This window comes from Pseudomonas sp. PvP028, assembly GCF_017832255.1.
Lineage (GTDB): Bacteria > Pseudomonadota > Gammaproteobacteria > Pseudomonadales > Pseudomonadaceae > Aquipseudomonas > Aquipseudomonas syringae.
In genome coordinates this window covers 5558837-5574664 of sequence record NZ_JAFIBL010000001.1, presented here as the reverse complement: position 1 = coordinate 5574664, position 15828 = coordinate 5558837, and the positions used below count along the sequence as shown (strand labels likewise).

General features: G+C 59.7%; 16 protein-coding genes. 8 read left to right on the top strand and 8 right to left on the bottom strand.

The genetic code is table 11. The annotated features are described in order from the left end of the window. Positions 1-93 precede the first annotated feature (93 nt). The gene (locus JOE34_RS23690) at positions 94-1284 is read left to right on the top strand and encodes a CoA transferase (RefSeq protein ID WP_046266659.1); all 1191 of its coding nucleotides are present in this window, start codon (positions 94-96) and stop codon (positions 1282-1284) included. A gap of 55 nt (positions 1285-1339) precedes the next feature. After that, positions 1340-1732 carry a VOC family protein gene (locus tag JOE34_RS23685; protein ID WP_046266660.1) on the top strand — a complete coding sequence of 131 codons (393 nt, stop codon included), beginning with the start codon at positions 1340-1342 and terminating at the stop codon, positions 1730-1732. A gap of 32 nt (positions 1733-1764) precedes the next feature. Here the strand turns inward: JOE34_RS23685 and JOE34_RS23680 are convergent, their stop codons facing one another. Next, positions 1765-2283 carry a hypothetical protein gene (locus JOE34_RS23680; RefSeq protein ID WP_046266661.1) on the bottom strand — a complete coding sequence of 173 codons (519 nt, stop codon included), beginning with the start codon at positions 2281-2283 and terminating at the stop codon, positions 1765-1767. A 246-nt stretch (positions 2284-2529) separates the two neighbouring features. Here JOE34_RS23680 and JOE34_RS23675 point away from each other — a divergent pair, with 246 nt between their 5' ends. The 5 genes from JOE34_RS23675 (at position 2530) to JOE34_RS23655 (ending at position 6544) form a co-directional block, all read left to right on the top strand. Continuing rightward, positions 2530-3939, top strand: coding sequence for a DUF4329 domain-containing protein (locus JOE34_RS23675; RefSeq protein ID WP_046266662.1), 1410 nt, complete (start codon positions 2530-2532; stop codon positions 3937-3939). A gap of 206 nt (positions 3940-4145) precedes the next feature. Continuing rightward, entirely contained in the window at positions 4146-4916 is a 771-nt protein-coding gene (locus tag JOE34_RS23670; RefSeq protein ID WP_003346532.1) for an FKBP-type peptidyl-prolyl cis-trans isomerase, read from the top strand. 365 nt (positions 4917-5281) lie between these two features. Then, positions 5282-5734 carry a YkvA family protein gene (locus JOE34_RS23665; RefSeq protein ID WP_003317434.1) on the top strand — a complete coding sequence of 151 codons (453 nt, stop codon included), beginning with the start codon at positions 5282-5284 and terminating at the stop codon, positions 5732-5734. A 100-nt stretch (positions 5735-5834) separates the two neighbouring features. Then, on the top strand, positions 5835-6176 hold the full coding sequence (locus JOE34_RS23660; RefSeq protein WP_024959867.1) for a helix-turn-helix transcriptional regulator: 342 nt from the start codon (positions 5835-5837) through the stop codon (positions 6174-6176). After that, positions 6173-6544: a hypothetical protein gene (locus JOE34_RS23655; protein WP_024648617.1), complete on the top strand. Its 372-nt coding sequence runs from the start codon at positions 6173-6175 to the stop codon at positions 6542-6544. The genes JOE34_RS23660 and JOE34_RS23655 overlap by 4 nt, the downstream gene beginning before the upstream one ends. A 17-nt stretch (positions 6545-6561) precedes the next feature. Here the strand turns inward: JOE34_RS23655 and JOE34_RS23650 are convergent, their stop codons facing one another. Further along, positions 6562-8334: a GGDEF domain-containing protein gene (locus JOE34_RS23650; protein ID WP_024663512.1), complete on the bottom strand. Its 1773-nt coding sequence runs from the start codon at positions 8332-8334 to the stop codon at positions 6562-6564. 117 nt (positions 8335-8451) lie between these two features. After that, entirely contained in the window at positions 8452-10533 is a 2082-nt protein-coding gene (locus JOE34_RS23645; RefSeq protein WP_003317439.1) for a carboxy terminal-processing peptidase, read from the bottom strand. A gap of 138 nt (positions 10534-10671) precedes the next feature. On the opposite strand from JOE34_RS23645, the gene JOE34_RS23640 reads away from it, so the two are divergent. Then, on the top strand, positions 10672-11634 hold the full coding sequence (locus JOE34_RS23640) for an NAD(P)H-quinone oxidoreductase (RefSeq protein ID WP_046266663.1): 963 nt from the start codon (positions 10672-10674) through the stop codon (positions 11632-11634). A gap of 19 nt (positions 11635-11653) precedes the next feature. Here JOE34_RS23640 and JOE34_RS23635 read toward each other — a convergent pair whose 3' ends face one another. From JOE34_RS23635 to JOE34_RS23615, 5 genes are all read right to left on the bottom strand, one after another. Further along, on the bottom strand, positions 11654-12307 hold the full coding sequence (locus tag JOE34_RS23635) for an HAD family hydrolase (protein ID WP_003409519.1): 654 nt from the start codon (positions 12305-12307) through the stop codon (positions 11654-11656). 78 nt (positions 12308-12385) lie between these two features. Next, entirely contained in the window at positions 12386-13375 is a 990-nt protein-coding gene (locus JOE34_RS23630) for an ABC transporter ATP-binding protein (RefSeq protein ID WP_024692266.1), read from the bottom strand. Position 13376: 1 nt separating this feature from the next. Further along, positions 13377-14174 (bottom strand): ABC transporter permease, encoded by a 798-nt coding sequence (locus tag JOE34_RS23625; RefSeq protein WP_003346546.1) that lies wholly within the window; start codon positions 14172-14174, stop codon positions 13377-13379. Next, on the bottom strand, positions 14161-15003 hold the full coding sequence (locus tag JOE34_RS23620; protein WP_003421288.1) for an ABC transporter permease subunit: 843 nt from the start codon (positions 15001-15003) through the stop codon (positions 14161-14163). Before JOE34_RS23620 ends, JOE34_RS23625 begins: the two co-directional genes overlap by 14 nt. Continuing rightward, on the bottom strand, positions 15000-15806 hold the full coding sequence (locus JOE34_RS23615) for an alkaline phosphatase family protein (protein ID WP_024662222.1): 807 nt from the start codon (positions 15804-15806) through the stop codon (positions 15000-15002). The genes JOE34_RS23620 and JOE34_RS23615 overlap by 4 nt, the downstream gene beginning before the upstream one ends. Between the last annotated feature and the right edge of the window lie 22 nt (positions 15807-15828).

The following is a 15828-nucleotide window of genomic DNA, read 5'->3' as shown; positions in this document are numbered from 1 at the left end:
CGGCGGTCTGGTCTGGCAGCGCACCGTCCGGCTTTCCATCCAGCGCATTTGCGCAGATCATTCCTCCACCTCCCAAACAAGAAAGGACGTGTCATGAGCCTACCTCTTCAGGGCATCAAGGTGGTGGAGCTGGGTCAGCTCATTGCCGGTCCGTTCGCGGCGAAGATCCTCGCCGAGTTCGGTGCCGAGGTCATCAAGGTCGAGCCACCGCTGACCGGGGATCCCCTGCGCAAATGGCGTTTGCTACATAACGGCACGTCCGTCTGGTGGGCGGTGCAGTCCCGCAACAAACAGTCGGTGACCCTTGATCTGCGCCAGCCTCAAGCGCAGGAAATGGCACGACGGTTGATCCGGGATGCCGATGTACTGGTCGAGAACTTTCGCCCCGGCACGCTTGAAGGCTGGGGGTTGAGCTGGGAAGCGCTGCACGCCCTCAATCCGAAACTGATCATGCTGCGTGTCTCTGGCTACGGGCAGACCGGGCCGTATCGCGACCGGCCGGGGTTTGGCGTGATCGGCGAGGCCATGGGCGGTTTGCGTCATCTGTCGGGCGAGGCAGGGCGCACGCCAGTGCGTGTCGGCGTATCGATTGGCGATTCGCTGTCTGCGTTGCACGGTGTGATCGGCGTTCTACTGGCGCTTCGTCACCGTGAGCAGAATGGCGGCGAGGGGCAGCAAATAGATGTCGCGTTGTACGAGTCAGTGTTCAACATGATGGAAAGCCTGATTCCCGAGTATTCGGTGTTCGACACTGTCCGCGAGCCGGCTGGCAGCAGTCTGCCTGGCATCGCTCCTAGCAATGCCTACCGCTGCAATGACGGCAAGTACGCGCTGATCGCGGGCAATGGCGACAGTATCTTCCGGCGCCTGATGGAAAAGATCGGTCGCATGGATCTGTCCAGCGACCCCGAGCTTCAGCACAACGACGGGCGGGTCCGGCATGTGGCGCGCATCGATGCGGCCATTTCGACCTGGACCGCCGAGCGCTCGATGGACGAAGTCCTTGCGGCGCTCAACGAAGCACGTATCCCGGCAGGCAAGATCTACGACGCTGCCGACATCGCCAGTGACCCGCATTATCAGGCGCGAGACATGCTGTTGCAGGGCACGCTGGACGACGGAACACCCGTCACCCTTCCGGGGATTGTGCCTAAACTTCAAGACACGCCGGGTCAGGTACGATCGTCTGCGCCGACACTCGGCCAACACACCGATGCCGTGCTTGAAGCCCATGGTATCGATGCTGGCACACGTGCCGAGTGGCGTCGGCTTGGCATTATCTGATCCGAAACGTGGCCGTTGTCGTAAACAGAACTCTATTCCAAACGGAGCTGATCCCGTGATTGATCATCTGGACCACCTGGTACTGACCACTGCCGATATCGACGCCTGCAAGGACTTTTACGTACGCGTCCTGGGTATGACCCCTGAACGCTTTCGTCAGGGACGTCTGGCATTCCGCTTCGGCAATCAGAAAATCAACGTCCATGAACGCGGCAAGGAATTCGAGCCCAAGGCTCATTTGCCAGTGCCGGGTGCGCTGGATCTGTGTTTCATCGCCACCATCCCGCTCGAGCAGGTGATTGTGCACCTGCAGGAGCAGGACTGGCCGATCGTCGAAGGTCCAGTCGAGCGCACCGGTGCTACCGGGCCGATCTGGTCGGTATATGTGCGTGATCCGGATCTGAACCTGATCGAAATTTCCGAGCCAGCGGTTGATGCGTCGATGTAATCAAGGTCGATGAAGGCGGCTGCATCACTGCATCAGCAGCCCTTCGCAGACGCTCCGTCCTTCGGCACGAACGCGCCCTTGTCGCCTGGCTTGGTGATGACGTACGCACGTCGCCAAAGCTGATCGTCGATCAGCTTCCAGCGATGGCCGGGGCCTGTGGTGTCCTGCGCCAGCAATACTTCCCCGGGGTGCAGAACAAAGTTTTCGCCGCCAGTGGTGGAAAATTCCAGCGTGCCGGACAGGGTGATCACGTACTGCTCTTCGGGTGCCGGGTGCCAGTCAAAGGTCGAGTGCGCCGGGGTCTCCTTGAAGTGCAGGGCGCTGACATCGGTCATGGCCTGTTGATCGATCGAGCCTTCGATGACGTGTGAAAGCTTGTCGGAGCCTGTGCACAGGCGGTAGGCCTTGATGCCCTCAGTGACAACCAGAGGCGGTTTCTTGGCGGCATAGGCTGCGCTGACCGGCAACATGGCTGCTGCGGCGATCACGGCCAAGCTTGCCAACTGGCGGGCTGTCGTGCGCTTTGAACGAAAACGAGTGGTCGATTGCATAAAACGTTCCTGAACACGACAAACTGCATGAGCCCTGATCGCCAGTCGCGATGGTCGACGCAGGGGCTGGGCAGACTCGCCCACGCCGCGGATCGAAGCACATCCCGAAATGCTTAAAAATTATCTTTAATTTCATGTTGTCCGGCGCCGGCAGACCTACGTAAGGTCATATTCATCTATGTCACTTGCCGTTTGGGGTTTCCTTAAGCTCATGACTCAATCAGTCAGGCTTTCAAGGAGCCCCGGATGTACCCCAGAAAAAGACTCTACAAACGATCCATCGATCAGCACCCCGACATGCCGACGCTCAGCGCGCCGTTCGATCATCCTGACGATGCCGCGCGTTATGCCCATGAGCGGATCGGCGACCGGCGTGATCGCGAATACGGCGGTTTCATCCTGGTTCGCAAGGATGGCAAGTACATTGCGACCGAGCCCATGAACGGCAGCCAGTTCAGCTTCGATCCCAACGAGGTTTTCCCGCGCAACGAGCAGGAAGGTTATGTGCTCTACCCGCAAGGGTATGAGGACTATGCGGTCTACCATTCTCACCCGTCACTGCCGGCCGGGCTGGACGAGTGGCCGGACAGTGAAAAGGTCACTTACCCGAACAGTTTTTCAGTCGGCGACATTTACGCGGTGATCGACGATCAGGAGGTGTGTGCGGCGACCTATCTTTCCGGGCCTGACGGCTCCCTGATCAAATACACGCTGTCCCGCTCTGCTGCCGAAGACGCTTTGTTTGCGCGCGTTTCTGGTCCGCGGAGCATGCCGCACTTGTGTGAACTCAGCCAGATCCACAAGGCGTTGCAGAACCTCAGCATGATGCCCAGTGATGTGGTCCGCCTGTTGGCCGGAGCCGGGGATCTGCATGTGATAGTGCCCAGCCGACTGTGGGGGCGGTCAGGCAAAGTGCCGGCCGACTGGCAGCCTTACCCGGACGACGCTGCCGCTCGTACACCTCCCGCCAAATCGCCTGCAAGCTGCGACGCGCAATGGCCACCCCGACCCCTGAGTCTCAGCGCGCCGTTCGACAGCGCCGATGAGGCTGCACGTTACGCACATGGCCGTATCGGCAGTCGTATTCATTCGCAGATCATCGGTTTTCTTCTGTTCAATCCGGTCGAGCGAGCCTATCTGATTGCCGAGCCGATTCTCGATGACGGCATGCCAGTGTATGCGCCGTGTTCGGCGTTCCATCCCGATGCGTATTACCGGCCTGCATTGCCTGACGGCTATCGTGTGGACGGTATGTATTTCTGTTCAGCCAATCTGGCCGTCGAGGGTGGGCGTGAAGTGATGAACGATTTCTTCGAGCCGGATGACCTGCACCGGATGTTCAGCTATCGGCACAAACCGGCACAGCGCCGCAAAGGCTTGCCAATTCGCTATGGTTTCGAGATGTCCGCCGTCTATTTCTCGGCAGCCGACGGCGCGCTGCTCTGTTACACCCCCAGCCAGTCCGCCGAGGAGTTTCAACTGTTGCAAAGCGTATCGCGCGTGTACTCCGGGGCCGAGTCCATTCAGGCGCAACTCGAAGCCGGTACCCTCAGCGTGCAGGATTTTGTCCGTCGGGTGGCGCGGGCCGGGCTTCTGCGCGTGCTACAGACCAGTGTGCGCTGGCCGGATGCCGGTGTGATCAGTCCCGTAGCCTGAGCCCTGTGCAGCGAGCCAGCGCCTTGCCTGTGCGAATCACAAACTGAACTGCAACTGAACAATGCGGTACAGATCCGGGAAAACCTTTGGATACCTGAACTTATCGGCGTTTTCTGCCTCTCATGCCGGTAGCCATTGATCGCGGCGGCCTGATAAGCTCGCGGCTTTACTCGTTTGCCCTTTTGGCGCATGAACAAGGAATTAGCATGAAACAGCATCGGTTGGCAGCGGCGATTGCCCTGGTCGGTCTGGTACTCGCAGGTTGTGACAAGCAAGCCAGCACCGTAGAGCTGAAAACCCCAGCACAAAAAGCGTCTTATGGCATCGGTCTGAACATGGGCAAAAGCCTGGCTCAGGAAGGTATGGATGATCTGGATTCCAAGGCTGTGGCCCTGGGTATCGAAGACGCGGTTGGCAAGAAAGATCAGAAACTCAAGGACGAAGAGCTGGTTGAAGCTTTCTCCGCGCTGCAAAAGCGTTCCGAAGAGCGTCTGGCGAAGATGAGCGAAGAAGCTTCTGCCGCTGGCAAGAAATTCCTCGAAGAGAACGGTAAAAAGGACGGCGTGGTCACCACCGCTTCCGGCCTGCAGTATCAGATCATCAAGAAAGCCGATGGCGCTCAGCCCAAGCCTACCGATGTTGTGACTGTTCACTACGAAGGCAAGCTGATCGACGGCAAGGTCTTCGACAGTTCCGTTGAGCGCGGCAGCCCGATCGACCTGCCTGTTGGCGGTGTGATTCCGGGTTGGGTCGAAGGTCTGCAACTGATGCACGTCGGCGAGAAGATCAAACTCTTCATCCCGAGTGATCTCGCTTACGGCGCACAGAGCCCGAGCCCGGCGATCCCGGCCAACTCGGTACTGGTGTTCGATCTTGAACTGCTGGGTATCAAGGACCCTGCAGCGGCACCAACGCCTGGTGCTGATGCCGACGAAGAAGAGGCAGCTCCTGCCGCTTCGGCTCCGGCCAAGAAGTAACGCACCACCTGGCTACAGAAAACGCCCTGTCTCGACAGGGCGTTTTTGTGTCCGGCTTATTTCCCGAACGCTTGGCCATTCGGGCAGTCCCACTATCATGGATGCATGCAAAAGCATTGTCCGACAGTCCGGCAAGATCAAGGCACTCGTTTCATCGAGGGTGGCGGGTTCACACGTTTGTAGTTTTTTTGTGAGTAAAAAACGCCCGATCTGACTATGGTCCCCCGAAAACGGGGTGTTGAGGCTGGAAAAAAGCCACTGTTCACAAGGTTATCCACAATTATTGTGGATAACCTTATGGCGCTGGCCAGGCAGGTTCAGCGAATCTGCTTTACCGAACGACATTTTGCTGAACGGGAGTGGGTATGAAAGCACCGTGGAACTTTATCCGTTATCTGCCCGGAGCCCGGCGTCTGCTGGCCGCTGGACGATTGCCAGGATTGCTGTTCGCTGTCGCGCGCAAAGGCAACAGTGAAGGCAGTCGTCTGGGCAAACTCAAGGAAGACCTGCGTTTGCTACAGGCCTTGTGCCTGGCTTACTGGCGGGGCGAATACCGCGCCATCAGCCCTAAAGCGATCCTGTCCATCGTCGCCGGCCTGATGTACTTCCTCAGCCCGCTGGATGCGATCCCCGACTGGATACCCGGCCTCGGCATGCTCGATGACATCGCCGTGCTGGCGTGGGTTACCAAGCACCTGAGCAATGAACTGGACGCCTTTCGTGCATGGCGCGCGCAGCAATCGCCCGAGAAACTCATCGTGGTCGAGCAACTGCCGAAGACTCAGGCACTGCTGGAGCAAGAGCGAGGCAAGGTGTAAGTCTCACGGATTGAACACAAGCCCTGGCGTTCCGCTGTTAAGATGCCTGCCTATGGATCAAGCCTGATCAGTCTGCAGTCGTGTAGTACAAGGTGACTCTATGGATCTTCAAGTGATATCCCGTGACGGGGAGCCTGAATACGCAGTGCTGCCCTGGGCGCAGTATCAAGCCCTGCTCAAGGCTGCCGGACTGGCCGGCAAGCCTTCCAGCGAGCCGGCTGCATCGACTTCCGGCACAACCGCCAGTGAGCTTCCCGGCTTCGATGAATTGCGTGCCCTGCGCGAGGCCAAAGGCCTTGAAGCGGCGAGCCTGGCGCGTACCGTCGGCATCAGCCCGTCCTACCTGGAGCTGATCGAGAACGGTACTCGTGAGCCGGACGGTGCCATCAAGCGCAGCCTGGCGTGGGAGCTTGGGGTGTCGGGCTGGCGAGGTGAGTCGTGAGCGTGCGCATCAGTCGTCAGCATTGGGATGGGCTGCTCAATGAGCTCGATCTGGCCCGTCGCCAACGGCATCTGCTGACCTATCGCGCTCTGGTGGAACGCCTGCAACTGCCCAGCCCGGCCATGCAGACCCTGACCGCCGCCCTTGAGCACCTCGCCGCCATGGATGCCCGCGCTGAACAGCCCTTGCGCAGTTCGCTGGTCATCAGCCAGGGCGCAAGCCGCCTGCCACGTCCCGGTTTTTTCGAGTGCGCTGAACGGCTGGGCCGCTTCACCGGACCTTCGGACGGCGTCGCGGCAGCCTCATGGCACGCCTCGGAAGTGGTTCGGGTGTTTGAGTACAGTTATCCTGAAGCTGAAACGCAGTAGGCGTATGGCGCCGGCCCTCACGCCTGCATCAACAAATCCAGCCGCGTCGAATCGATGACGTGAATGCTGGCGCCGGCGACATCCTTGGCGAAGTGCTTGGCCTGTGAAGCGAGGTCGGCCAACTGGCTGGCATCGACCAGCGTGCAGCTTTCTTCATGCAGGTGCACCACGCCAATCGACAGCGATAGCAGGGGAAATTCCTGGCGTTGGCCCTGACGGTTGAGGGCGATGAAGCAACCGGCTTCCAGGTGTTCTGCGCGGTAGAAACGGCGGCATTGATTCTGAAAATCATCCAGCAGGGTTTTCAGGCGTCTTTCCCAGTCCTCAAAGCCCAGCACCATCAGAAAATCATCCCCGCCGATGTGCCCGACAAAGTCTCTGGCCGGATCGATGCGGTCGTTCAGGCATTGCGCCAGACACAGCAGCACCTCGTCGCCACGGGCATAACCGTAGATGTCGTTGAAGGGCTTGAAGCTGTCGATATCCACGTAGCAGATCATCGACGCACGGCCTTGCTGCAGCAGCCGAGTCAGGCATTGCTGAATCGGAACATTGCCGGGCAGCAGGGTCAGCGGGTTGGCGTAACGTGCCTGCTGGATCTTCATTTCGGTAATCAGCTTGAGCACGTCGATCACCCGGCCCAGCCCCAGATAGGCACCGTTCGAGGTGATGATGAAATCCTCCTCGATGCGCTGCCGGGCACGGCTGGTCAACAGCCGGCTGACCTGTTGCAGCGACTGGCTGACTTCCACGGCCAAAAAGTCACTGCTCATCAGGCGGCTGATTGGTTTGCGGGCAAACAGCTCGGTGCCGAAGGGCTTGAGCAGCGCCTCGGACAACGAGTGCCGGTGGACGATGCCACACGGTCGGGCGTCGTCATCCAGCACCGCCAGCGAGTTGAGGTTGGCCTGCCTGCGAAACGCTTCCAGCACTTCAGCCGTGGGGGTGGACTGGCTGACCGATGGCTGTGGGTTGAGCAGCGCAGACAGGTCGGCCGCTTCTTCGTTGAGCGGCACCACTGTGATCTCTGTTTTTGGCAACATGGCGCGGGTGTCGCGCGGCGGGCGCTCCTGAGGACGCGCCAGCAGATAGCCTTGAACCAGGTTCACGCCCATGTCTTTCAGGGTCGCCAGCTCTTCCGGCAATTCGATGCCTTCGGCAATCACCGTCGCCCTGGAGGCCTTGGCCATCTGCAGCATGGAGCCGACGAACTCGCGCTTCACCGCATCCTGGTGAATGCCGTCGATGAAGTGCCGATCGATTTTCACGTAGTCCGGACGCAGCTCCGACCAGAGTCGCAAGCTCGAATAACCGGCACCCAGATCGTCCAGCGCGATGGAAAAACCCATGTCGCGATAGTGGTGCAAGGCGTTGTATAGCAGGTCGAAATCATCGGTGGGCATCTGCTCGGTCAGTTCGATGACTACGTCCTTGGGCGCGATCTGGTAGCGACGCAGCATTTCCAGGGTCCGGCCCGGAGGGTGAGAGGTTTCGAGCAGCGATTCGGGGGAAACGTTGAGAAACAGCTTGCCCGGTAACTTCTGCTGACTGAAACGTCGGCAGGCGCTGTCCCGGCAACTCAACTCCAGCTCGCTCAGGCGACCGGCCTGGCGGGCGATGGCGAACAGGTTCAAGGGCGAGTGCAGGGCGCTGTTGGAGGGGCCGCGGGTCAGGGCTTCATAGCCCAGAATCCGGTGCTCCGACAGCGAGACGATGGGCTGGAACAAACTGTGCAAATCACCACGAGCCAGAATGGAACTCAGTGCGCTCAGCTGCTCTGTTATGGTCATGGTCGTCTCGGAGAGAATGAAAAAGGGCTGAACGATTTCGCGTTCAGCCCCGTATTTCACGACAGCTTCATGACTGTTTGATGACGTTGAAGCTAAATAGCCATCAATGAGCCTGCGTTACTTTTTCGCGACAGCGGCACTCAGGCCCAGGTAGTCGATGAGAATGCGCCCGGTCTCTGCCAGATAGGCATCGTCTTCGGGTTTGGTCTTCTCGTCTTCCACCGGCAGCGCGTCTTCGTCTTCCTTCTTCAGCTCTTTGAGCGGCTCCTCACCCTTGGCCTTGCGGCGGGTGTTTTCCAGCGCAAGTTGCTTGCTTTCGATCGAGGCATGCTCGGCACGACGGTCGGCTTCATTGAGGCTGACGGTCTTCTCGTTCATCAGCTTCTTGGCCAATGCCAGACGATCCTCGATGAACACGAACTCGGCGTCTTTGGCCGAGCGTGCTTCGTGACGTGCCTGCAGCTGGGCAAGGAACGGCTTGAACGGATCAATGGCCGGCTTGATCGCCGGTTTGATGCTGTCCCACGGCATGGCCTCGGGCAGCGCGCTCTCGCCGATTTCCTTGGTGTCGATCAGCGACGGGTAAGTGATGTCCGGTACCACGCCCTGATGCTGGGTGCTCTGACCGGAAACCCTGTAGAACTTGGCCAGCGTCAGTTTCAGTTCGCCGTGATTGAGCGGCTGAATGGTCTGCACGGTGCCTTTACCGAAGGTCTGACCACCGATCACCAGCGCGCGGTGATAGTCCTGCATCGCCCCGGCGAAAATCTCCGAAGCCGACGCAGACAGACGGTTGACCAGCAATGCCATCGGGCCTTTGTAGAACGCGCCCTTGGCTTCGTCTTCAAGCACATCGACCTTGCCGTCGGCATTACGCACCAGCACGGTCGGGCCCTTGTCGATGAACAGGCTGGTCAGTTCGGTGGCTTCCTGCAACGAACCGCCACCGTTGTTGCGCAGATCCAGTACCACACCGTCGACCTTCTCGGCCTGCAATTCGGTGAGCAGTTTCTTCACGTCACGGGTGGTGCTCTTGTATTCCGGATCGCCGGCACGGTAGGCCTTGAAGTCCAGATAAAAGGCCGGAATGTCGATGACGCCGAGCTTGTAGTCCTTGCCATCCTGCTTGATGTGCAGGATCGACTTCTTGGCCGCCTGTTCTTCAAGTTTCACCGCTTCACGGGTGATGGCAACGATCTTGCTGGTCTGGTCATTCGGCGCATTGCTGGCCGGGATGATCTCCAGGCGTACCACCGAGCCTTTCGGACCGCGGATCAGCTTGACCACTTCATCCAGGCGCCAGCCGATCACGTCGACCATTTCCTTGTCGCCCTGGGCAACGGCCACGATCTTGTCGGCCGGCGCGACCTGTTTGGTCTTGGCCGCCGGACCTGCCGGGACCAGACGCACGATCTTGACGTTGTCGTTATCGCTCTGCAACACGGCGCCGATGCCTTCCAGCGACAGGCTCATGTTGATGTCGAAGTTCTCCGCGCTGTCAGGTGACAGGTAGTTGGTGTGCGGGTCGTAGGACATGGCGAATGTGTTGATGTAGGCCTGGAAGATATCTTCGGCACGGGTCTGGTTCAGACGCGCCTGCTGATTCTTGTAGCGCTTGGTCAGGGTTTCCTGAATCTTCGCCGGGTCCTTGCCTGCAATCTTCAAACGCAGGACTTCATCCTTGATGCGCTTGCGCCACAGTTCGTCGAGCTCGGCCGTATCCTTGGGCCATGCGGCGTCCTTGCGGTCGACCAGCAGGGTTTCCTTGGTGTTGAAGTCGAGCTTGTCGACACCCTTGCCCAACTCGCCCAGCGCAAAATTCAGACGCGCGTTGACGCGGTCCAGATAGCGCTTGTAGATGATGAAGCCGGCGTTCAGGTCGCCACTTTTCAGAAAGTCGTCGAACTGGAACTGCCATTTATCGAAATCGGCAATGTCGCTGGCCATGAAATAGCTGCGCGAGGGGTCCAGTTGCTTGATGTAGCTCTGGTAAATAATCGCCGAACGCTTGTCGTCAAGGGGCGGCTTGCTGTAGTGATGTCGTTTGAGCAGCTCAACCACGTTGAGGCTGGCAATCACTTCGTCGCGGTCCGGCTGAAGATTATCCCAGCTGTTGGCGGCAAAGGTACTGGCTGACATCGGCAAAACGCTAAGGCCGACAAACAGTGCGAGGGCAGTGCTGGGGAATAATTGCTTCATGCTGATTCGACGCGAGGACAATTGATAACGCATATTAGGCCGTCTTTGAGGTCGCCGGTTCCTTTGGACCCGGCCGCATAATGCAAAAGCCCGGGCAAAACAGCCACGGGCTCAGTCTGGACTCACTATGGAGGCACCGTGAAGGCATTGCAAGGCGTTGAAGGACATGTGGAATGGGTCGAGGAGCCGAGTCCGGCCCTTGATGTGGGGCAGGTACGTATCAAAGTGGCAGCTGCAGGTTTGAATCGTGCCGATCTGTTGCAGCGCGAAGGCAAGTATCCGCCGCCGCCTGGAGTCACTCAGACACTGGGTCTGGAGTGCTCCGGCGTGATCGCCGAAGTCGGTCCGGGTTCGTCCTGGGTGGTCGGAGACCGCGTCTGTGCGCTGTTGGCGGGCGGGGCGATGGCCGAAGAAGTGGTGGTCGATGGGCGACACGTGCTGCCGGTCCCGGAAGGTCTTTCGCTGCACGAGGCGGCGGCCATTCCTGAGGTCTATGCCACGGCGTGGTTGAACCTGTTCGAACTCGCCGGGCTCAAGCCTGGCGAGAAGGTTTTGCTGCACGCTGGCGCAAGTGGGGTTGGTTCAGCCGGGATTCAGCTTTGCAAGGCGTTTGGTAACCCGGTGTGGGTCAGCGTCGGCTCGGCCGAACGGCTGGCCTATTGTGTCGAGCTGGGGGCGCAGGGCGGTGTGGTGCGCAGCGAAAGTCTTGAAGGGCTGAGCGATTTTGCACCGTTCAACGTCATTCTCGACCCGGTGGGGGCGAGCTACGCCGAGCTCAACGTCAAACTGCTGGCCCTGGACGGTCGCTGGGTGCTGATCGGCATCATGAGCGGCCGCGAGGCGCAGGTGGACCTGGCTCACGTACTGGGCAAGCGTATCCAGGTGATGGGTTCGACCTTGCGTAGCCGCGACGACACGTTCAAGGCCGACCTGCTCAGCGATCTGGGTCAGCACGTCTGGCCGCTGTTCACTGAGGGTCGCCTCAAGCCGCAACTGGCGAAATCCTTTGCGATCAAGGATGCCGAAGCGGCGTTCGAAGAGCTGGCGACCAACACGGTGTCCGGCAAGATCGTGCTGGTCATCGACGAAAGCCTGGTCTGATCAGGCGGTGCCTCTGGACTCAGCTCCAGTCGTGCACCGGCCAGCCAGCTTTCTGCGCGTGTTCCAGTAACACGGCATCGGGGTTGACCACGTTAGGGTGGTCAACCTTGAGCAGCAGCGGCAGGTCATTGCGCGAATCCGAATAGAAACTCGCACCCTCGAGATTTTCCCCCTCGGCATCCAGCCACTCCATCAGGCGCGTGATCTTGCCTTCCCGATAAGTCAGCACGCCGACGGTGGCCCCGCTGTAGACGCCATGCTGCACGTCCAGTTCGATACCCAGCACCTCGTCGATGCCGAGGCGTTCGGCGATCGGCTTGACCAGATGCACACCCGACGCCGAGATCACCAGAATGCGGTCACCCTTGGCGCGGTGCTTTGCAATGCACGTGCAGGCGTCGCTGTAGATAATCGGCTCGATGACGTCCTCGACCCAAGGGCCGACCAGATGATCGATTTCTTCGGGGGTACGGCCAGCCATGGGTTCCAGGCTGAAGGCCATGTAGTCTTCCATCGCGAGCTCGCCCGCGCTGTAGGCGGCCATCAGTTCGTCGTTGCGTTGCATGAACGACGTCGAGTCAACCCAGCCCAGGCGACCCATCTGCTCGCTCCAAAGCGTGGCGCAGTCACCACCGATCAGGGTCTCGTCCAGGTCGAAAATTGCCAGGGGCATGTGTGCTTATCCTCAGTGTTGGTTACGTTAGCTTCAAGCTTCAAGCTTCAAGCTTCAAGCGAAAGCTCGGCGGTTGCGTCAGTCAAGCGCGCACAGCGCCGACGGTTCGATGTTCAGTGTTACACGCCTTCCGTCCGGGTGCAGGTCGTCGGCGCTGCGGTTCAGTACGTCGACCACAAGGTCTACGCCACGCGCCTGCACCCGATAGCGGATGACGTTGCCGAGCAGACTGTGACTGCGTACTTCGCCTTCCAGTTCGCCCGTCAGGCTCAATTGGATCGACTCAGGGCGGATCGCCACACGGCTGTTGATCGGGCGCTGCATCAGGCGAGTGGCGTCGTCGGCTTCCAGCAGGTTGTAGTTGCCGATGAAGCCTGCGGCGAAGACGTCCACAGGCGCGGTATAGAGGGTTTCGGCGTCGCCGCTCTGCACTATGCGGCCCTGGTTCATCAGGAAGATACGGTCTGACATGGTCAGCGCTTCTTCCTGGTCGTGGGTCACGAAAATAGTGGTCAGGCTCAGCTCGCGCTGAATGGCGCGGATCTGTTCGCGCAGGTTCTTGCGAATCCGCGCATCCAGCGCTGACAGCGGCTCATCGAGCAGCAGTAGACGCGGGCGAGTGACCAGTGAGCGCGCCAGCGCCACCCGCTGGCATTGCCCGCCGGACAGTTGATGTGGGTAACGCGTGGCAAAATCGTGCAGCTCGACCATGCGCAGAATCTCGGCAACGCGCCTTGCGCTCTCGTCGGTACCGACTTTCTGAATGCGCAGCCCGAAGGCAACGTTTTGCTCGACGGTCATGTTGGGAAACAGCGCATAGCTCTGGAACACCATGCCGATGTTGCGCTTTTGCGGCGTGAGCGGCACCAGGTCGCTGCCATCGAGCAGAATGCGCCCGCTGTTGACCGGGGTCAGCCCGGCGATGCAGCGCAATAAGGTGGATTTGCCGCAGCCCGACGGGCCCAGCAAGGTAACGAATTCGCCCTTCGCGATGCTGCAGTTGATGTCGCTGAACACTGACGTGCTGGCGTAGCTTTTCTGCAGGTTTTCAATGCTGACAAAACTCATCTCAGTCTTTGTCCTTGTTCAGTCGATTGGCGGCCCAGGTCAGCACCAGCACGAAGAGGAAATAGGAAATCACCAGCGCACTGTTGAAGTGACCGCTGCTGTTGCGCATGTTGTTGAGGTAGACCTGCAGGGTTTCATAACGCGTACCGACCAGCAGGTTGGCGAACACGAATTCGCCGAACAGGAACGAGAACGACAGCAGCAGGGCAATCATCAGACCTTTGCGCAGGTTGGGCAGCACGACCATGAACGCCGCCTGCCAGGTGCTGGCGCCGAGCAACTGGGCGGCGTCCATCAGGTCTGTCAGGTTGATGGCCTGCAGGTTGTTGGTGATGGCGCGGTACATGAAGGGCAGGGCGACCGTGAAGTAACAGCCGATCAGAATCCACGGTGTGCCGACCATCGCCATGGGACCTGAGCCATATAGCTGTAGCAGGCCGACCGAGGAGACCACAGGCGGCACGGCGAACGGCAGCAGGATGAGGATGTTCATCAGCCCGTCGAGGCGCGGAAAGTAGTAATGCACGACGAACAGCAGGGGCAGAATCAGCACCACCGAAAGAACCAGTGCGCCGATGCAGACCAGCAATGACTGGCCGAATGCCGTCAGAAAGCGTGGGTCGCTCCACAGCGCCACGTACCATTTGAAGGTCAGGCCGCTGGGCAGAATGGTCGCCGACCAACTGGTCGCGATCGAGTACAGGAAAGTGCCGGCCAGCGGCAGCAACAGGATCAGGAACAGCAGGTAGACCACCGTCTTGTGATAAATGCTCGCAGGCCCTCGTTCAACGCGTGACATGGTAGCTCCTTCTCAACAACCACTGATGGACCACGGTGACCAGGGTCATGAGCCCCACCAGAATCATCGCCAGCGCGCTGGCCATGTTCGGGTCCAGCGTGATATCGCCCGCGACCATCGCCGCAATACGGATGGGCAATACGTTGAAATTGCCGGTGGTCAGCGCGTAAACCGTGGCATACGCGCCTAGCGCATTGGCCAGCAAAATGACGAAAGTGCCGAGCAGCGCCGGGGTCAGCACCGGCAGGCCGATGTAGCGCCAGAACTGGTAGCTGCTGGCCCCCAGCAGCGCTGCCGACTCGTTCCAGTCTTCGCGGACGGCATCGAATGCGGGGTATAGCAGCAGCACGCCGAGGGGGATCTGGAAGTAGGTATAAAGGATGATCAGTCCGGTCTTGGAATACAGGTTGAAGTCATCGATGATCCCGGTCTGCTTGAGGATCAGGGTCAGCGCGCCGTTGAACCCCAGCAGGATGATGAACGCGAACGCCAGTGGAACGCCGGCGAAATTGCTGGTCATGTTGGCGAACGAGTTGACGAAATCGCGCAGCCGCGAATCCACCTTGCGCAGTGAATAGGCGCCCAGAACGGAGATGATGATGCCGAACAGGCTCGACCAGAAGCTGATCTCCAGGCTGTACTGAATGGCCTGCCGATAGAACTTCGAGCTGAACGCCCGGGTGAAGTTTTCCCAGCCCCAGCCGGCATCGCTTTGCAGGCTGTGGATCGCGACCCACAACAGCGGTGCGATCTGAAACACGATGAAAAATACGGCGAACGGCAGCAGGCACAACAGCCCCAGCCACTTGCCTCGGGAAAAGGTCGTCAATTGAAGATCTCCCGGCAGACCGGTTTGTCGTGAGGGATACCCAGCAGCTCGCAAACGGTGCCGCACAGATCGGTCTGGCGCGGCGCGGCGTCGACATTCAGGCTGAAGGCATCGCCGATGACGAACAGCGGTACTTCACGCTCTTCCGGCAGCAGCCCGTTGTGCGAGCGGTCATTGTTCATGCCGTGGTCGGCCGTCACCAGCACTTGATAACCCGCGTCCAGCCAGCGTTGCAGGTAGTCAGCCAGAATGATGTCGGCGCTGCGGGCGCTGTTGCGGTATTGCGCAGTGTCGAGGCCGTGCTTGTGCCCGGCGTCGTCAATGTTCATGGGGTGGATCAGTAGAAAGTTCGGGGCGTGCCTGAGGCGCAGACTTTCGGCGTCGGCGAACAGGTGCGAATCAGGGTAGTGATCGGCCCAGTAGAACAGCCCGTGCTGAATAGGCAGGTCCGCTGCCTCGGTGTGGCGATCGCGTGCCGGGTCGAACGGCGTGCGGTTGTACAGCTCGCTGACCCAATGATAGGCCGCCGCTGCTGTGCTCAGCCCGGCGTCGCGAGCATAGTGAAAGATGCTGCGCTGATTCGAGAGGCGCGAGACGTTGTTATGCACGATGCCGCTGTCGATGGGCGCGACACCGGTCAGTATGCATTCGTAAAGGGGGCGGGAGAGGGCGGGCAGTTCGCATTCCATCTTGTAGAGCGCGGCCCGGCCTGCAGCGTGCCAGGCTTGAAGGTGGCCCATCGCATGGCGGGCGACTTCGTAATTGAGGCCGTCTAGCACGATCAGGATGACGTTGTGTTTCATGGGCGACTCGCTTTGAAAGAAC